The following is a 4105-nucleotide window of genomic DNA, read 5'->3' as shown; positions in this document are numbered from 1 at the left end:
GGTGACATATTCGATCGGCCGGTCGTCGGCGGCGCGGGTCAGCCGGCGGCCACGCAGGAACGGCGTGCCCTGTGGGCAACCGAGGATGGCGGCATCCTCGGCATTGAGCATCTCGATGCCGACCCATTCCTCGCCATGGTCAGGGATGAGGCCGGCGCCACGCAGCGTCTGGTGCAGCGACCCTTCGCGCAGGCCGCGCAGCGGCACATCCTCGAGCTCCGGAGACAGCGGCAGGCGGCTGCGCTCGATGGAGATCGCATGTCCGTCGCTGGCATTGGTGCGCACCCGGTCGACTGCGATGAAGAACGGGCTTTCGATCTCCAGCAAGGCTGCGAGATCGGCGTCTTCGATGACCTCCAGCCGCAGCGTCCTCGTCTCGGCATTGGCGCCGGCATTGGCCAGCGCCCGCGACCAGCCGATCGAATCGTCGACCGGCTTGCCGTCAAAGGTCACGAAGGAGCCGATGCCGACCTTGGTGGTGATCAGCCCGCGGCTGGATAGTTCCTCGAGGCCCTTGCGGATCGTGTTGCGGCTGACGGAGAAGCGCTGGACGAGCTCATTCTCGCTTTGCAGGCGATCACCGAAGCCAAGAACGCCGGAGCGGATTTCATGCTCCAGAACGGTGGCGATCTGCTCGGGCTTGCCCGTGCCGGGAGACAATTGAACCGCGCGCCGTTTCATATGCGTACCTGTTCAGTGAACCTGTATAGTCCTGTTCAATATACGACAACAAAACGCGTGTCAATGCGGTGCCGAAGGCACTCAAAAACAGGCATTGGGTCCGGAGACCCGGGTAAAATAAGGTTGAAAGCCAGACAACCGACCCCTGGCTCCGGCAGTGTGATACGGTTCTCGTCGAAGGAGCACCATGTCCCAATCAACAGAGCATAAAAATCCCAAGCTGATCGTCGTGGTCGCGTTCGACCGAGGCGAGGACGGTGAATTGTTTCCGGCCTTCGGCCCTGCCGACCAGCAGAGCGAAGACCGCGCCATACGCACCGCCAGGGCGCTGGCGGCAAAACATGTCGGCGTSATYGCCTGGAGCCGCGATGCCGACCCGRCACTTGGYGACTACGGGCCGCCGACCACGCTGTTTGTCAGCGGCGACGTACCGGACATGGAATAATTCGGCAGGTCAGGTAGAATAAAATCTGATTTTAATATTCGCTCATCCAAAGGAACTGTTTTCTCGCGATCCCGTTTGTCTGCAGGTCGTTTATTCCAATGACCTCTACAGAGAGGAATTTCCAGATGAACTTCAAGATGCTCACAATGGGCGCGATGGCGCTTGCGATGATGACCGGCTCGGCGCTGGCCGGCAACACCTCCGCACTCGACAATCCGGAAAAGATGGCCCCCTTCTATACGGACTCCGGAATGAAGACGATGAAGTCCGAGGCGGAATTCAAGACCGCCTGGATGGCCATGAAGGAAGAAGACCGCGCAGGCATGATGAAGGAATGCGGCGACGAGGCCATTGCCAAGTCGCATGACAATTTCTGCAAGATGACCAAGCAGCTCGGCGGCGCGAATTGACGCATCGCGATTTGGTCGTATACCCAAATCGAACAGCGAGACGAAGGCGGGCCGAGTGCCCGCCTTTTTCAATGACACCATGGGACATCACGTCGTCGTGGCCGGCGATTCACTTCGCGACAACGGCCGGGCAAAAGGATAGAGTCCATGCTTGGAGAGGCAAAACGCCGCTCGTCTGGCTTTTTGCCCATGTTTCAACCCATTGCGAACATCGAAGACGCGCAGACGCTGGCGCAGGCGATCGTCAATACGATCACCGAGCCGTTCCTGGTCCTCGACGAGCAGTTTCGCGTGCTGGCCGCCAGCCGCTCCTTCTACAAGACATTCGAAGTCGACCCCGCGCAGACCCAGGGCTCGTTGCTCTACGCGCTCGGCGACGGCCAATGGGACATTCCCGCACTTCGCCTGCTGCTGGAAACGATCATCCCTGAGAAAACCGCCATGGACGGTTTCGAGGTCGAGCATGATTTCCCGCGGATCGGCCGCCGCACCATGCTGCTCAACGCCCGCAAGGTGCTTTACGACCACAGCTCAGCCATCACCATCCTTCTCGCTTTCAACGACATCACCGCCCGTCGGGTGATTGAGAGAGAAAAGGAGGAGCTGCTCAAGCGCACGGAAGATCTGCTCCACCAGAAGGACGTGCTGCTGCGCGAGATGGAGCACCGGGTTGCCAACAGCCTGCAGATCATCGCCAGCATCCTGTTGCTGAAGGCACGCTCCGTCACCTCGGAAGAGACGCGCCAGCATCTCAAGGATGCCCACCAGCGCGTTCTGTCCGTGGCCGAAGTGCAACGCCATCTCCACACCTCGGCCGGCATCGAGGAGATCGATGTCGGCTCCTACCTTCCGAAACTGTGCAGCAGTCTCGCCTCGTCGATGATTGGCGAAAGTCAGCCGATCACGGTCACTGTGACCGCCGAAGGCGGCAGGATGGACTCGCAAAAGGCAGTCAGCCTCGGTCTGATCGTCACCGAACTCGTCCTCAATGCCATCAAATATGCCTTCCCCAAAGAGAAGGACGGTGCTCGCATACAGGTGAGCTATGAGACGGCCGGCAGCGACTGGAAACTTACGGTTTCGGACAATGGCGTCGGCAAGATCGCCAACGACCTGCCGGCCACCGGCCTTGGAACGGCCATCGTCGAGGCACTGGTGAAACAGCTCGATGCCAAGGTGGACGTCGTAAGCGACACCGACGGCACAAGCGTCTCGGTCACCCGCGCGACATTTACCTCACGTGTACCGCGCGCGGCGTAACAACCGCTACCACGAGGCCTGCCTTCCCGACATCGCCTCGATCCTGATCTGATAGAAGAGATGGCTGCCCGAAGGTGCGAGGGCATCGCCGGGCTTCAGGGCGCCCGGCTCCCACCAATTCGCGTGCGTGGCGAGAAGCGACCAGGCAAGCCGGCGGTCGCCATCGACCGGGGCGTTCACCCTTTCGACGCCGGTCATGCCGGCATCCGGATCAGGCGCTTTTGAAAGTTCCTCGAACAGGCCCTCCACCACGACGCTCTTCCAGCCATTGYCACCGCCGACATCGTCGACCTGAAAGCAGACATGGGGGTTTGCCCGCATCCAGTCGACTTTCCGGCCAGGAAGCGAGAAACTGAAAATGGAATTCTCGCCAAAGGCGAAATGGACCGGCACCACATAGGGTTTCTGGTCACGCACACAGGCCAGGCGACCAAGGCGTTGCGTCTTCAGAAGGGCGACGCAGTCCTGCCGCGTCATCTCCTTGATGTTCATTCAATCCTTCTTCCTGTTCAGACCGCGCGATCGATCCGACTGATAACCTTGATAGCCTCTGCTTCAGCGATGCCGATCAACGCATCTATGCCCTGGATGGTCTCTATATGGCCGCGAGCCGCCACCATCCGCCGCAGGAAGTGAAGATCATCGCGAATTTCACAGAGTGTCGTTCTGAGTGTTGCGGGCATTGGGCAGCCTTCCGCAAACTCAACTGTCTCGACGCAAGCCGGTTCCCTCGGCCTAAACGCAAAAGCCCGCTCCGGCATACCGGGGCGGGCCTTGGAGGAGGATGAAGGGGTGGGACCCTCTCCTCTTGTTTCCACGGGGGGTGTGGACCGAAATCAACATACGAAATACGCCCCCGGATGTCGGATCACAAGCCGGCTTGCTTGCATCACAATCCGGTGCGCTTCGATCGCGACGCGGTCACGCGATTGCGATTGTCCGAAGGCTTGCGAGCCTCTAGATCCGCCCTAGCACGACAAGGACAATGATGATCAGCAGCACMAGGCCGAGGCCGCCGCCGCCATAATAGCCGGTGCCATAGAATGGGCCACCGCCGAGGCCGCTGAAGCCGCCAAGCAGCGCGATGACAAGAATGATGATGAGGATGGTGCCGATGCTCATGGTATTTTCCCGCTCCTGTAGGCGCTGACACGCCGGTTTGAACATCGTCGCATGCGATGCTTCGAAGACGAGAACGTCCGAGCAGCCTTACCGTTCCGCCATGTTGTGACAGCGCGTCCGCACCAAAGACGTTAGCCGGAACAGGGCCGATTGCCGGCGGTAAATACAGGGGGGGGGGGGGGGGGGG

7 protein-coding genes are annotated in these 4105 nt (G+C 60.3%); 3 read left to right on the top strand and 4 right to left on the bottom strand.

Annotated elements, in window-relative coordinates:
• Positions 1-681: GntR family transcriptional regulator (locus tag AC1DX0_RS32030; RefSeq protein WP_477358419.1), on the bottom strand; the 681-nt coding region annotated here is incomplete at its 3' end.
• Positions 682-868: 187 nt separating this feature from the next.
• On the opposite strand from AC1DX0_RS32030, the gene AC1DX0_RS32025 reads away from it, so the two are divergent.
• From AC1DX0_RS32025 to AC1DX0_RS32015, 3 genes are all read left to right on the top strand, one after another.
• A complete protein-coding gene (locus AC1DX0_RS32025) occupies positions 869-1126 on the top strand; it encodes a hypothetical protein (protein ID WP_477358417.1) in 258 nt (85 codons plus the stop codon).
• Between the two features lie 125 nt (positions 1127-1251).
• On the top strand, positions 1252-1536 hold the full coding sequence (locus AC1DX0_RS32020; RefSeq protein ID WP_477224511.1) for a hypothetical protein: 285 nt from the start codon (positions 1252-1254) through the stop codon (positions 1534-1536).
• A 189-nt stretch (positions 1537-1725) separates the two neighbouring features.
• A complete protein-coding gene (locus AC1DX0_RS32015) occupies positions 1726-2796 on the top strand; it encodes a sensor histidine kinase (protein ID WP_477224510.1) in 1071 nt (356 codons plus the stop codon).
• 6 nt (positions 2797-2802) lie between these two features.
• Here AC1DX0_RS32015 and AC1DX0_RS32010 read toward each other — a convergent pair whose 3' ends face one another.
• The 3 genes from AC1DX0_RS32010 to AC1DX0_RS32000 form a co-directional block, all read right to left on the bottom strand.
• A complete protein-coding gene (locus AC1DX0_RS32010) occupies positions 2803-3288 on the bottom strand; it encodes a pyridoxamine 5'-phosphate oxidase family protein (protein WP_477358415.1) in 486 nt (161 codons plus the stop codon).
• A 17-nt stretch (positions 3289-3305) separates the two neighbouring features.
• Positions 3306-3479: a hypothetical protein gene (locus AC1DX0_RS32005; RefSeq protein WP_477224508.1), complete on the bottom strand. Its 174-nt coding sequence runs from the start codon at positions 3477-3479 to the stop codon at positions 3306-3308.
• A gap of 274 nt (positions 3480-3753) precedes the next feature.
• A complete protein-coding gene (locus AC1DX0_RS32000; RefSeq protein ID WP_080680761.1) occupies positions 3754-3918 on the bottom strand; it encodes a DUF3309 family protein in 165 nt (54 codons plus the stop codon).
• Between the last annotated feature and the right edge of the window lie 187 nt (positions 3919-4105).

This window comes from Mesorhizobium sp. P3_A9 (assembly GCF_056402975.1).
The sequence above is the reverse complement of the archived record's forward strand: the minus strand, read 5'-3'. Positions and strand labels throughout refer to the sequence as shown.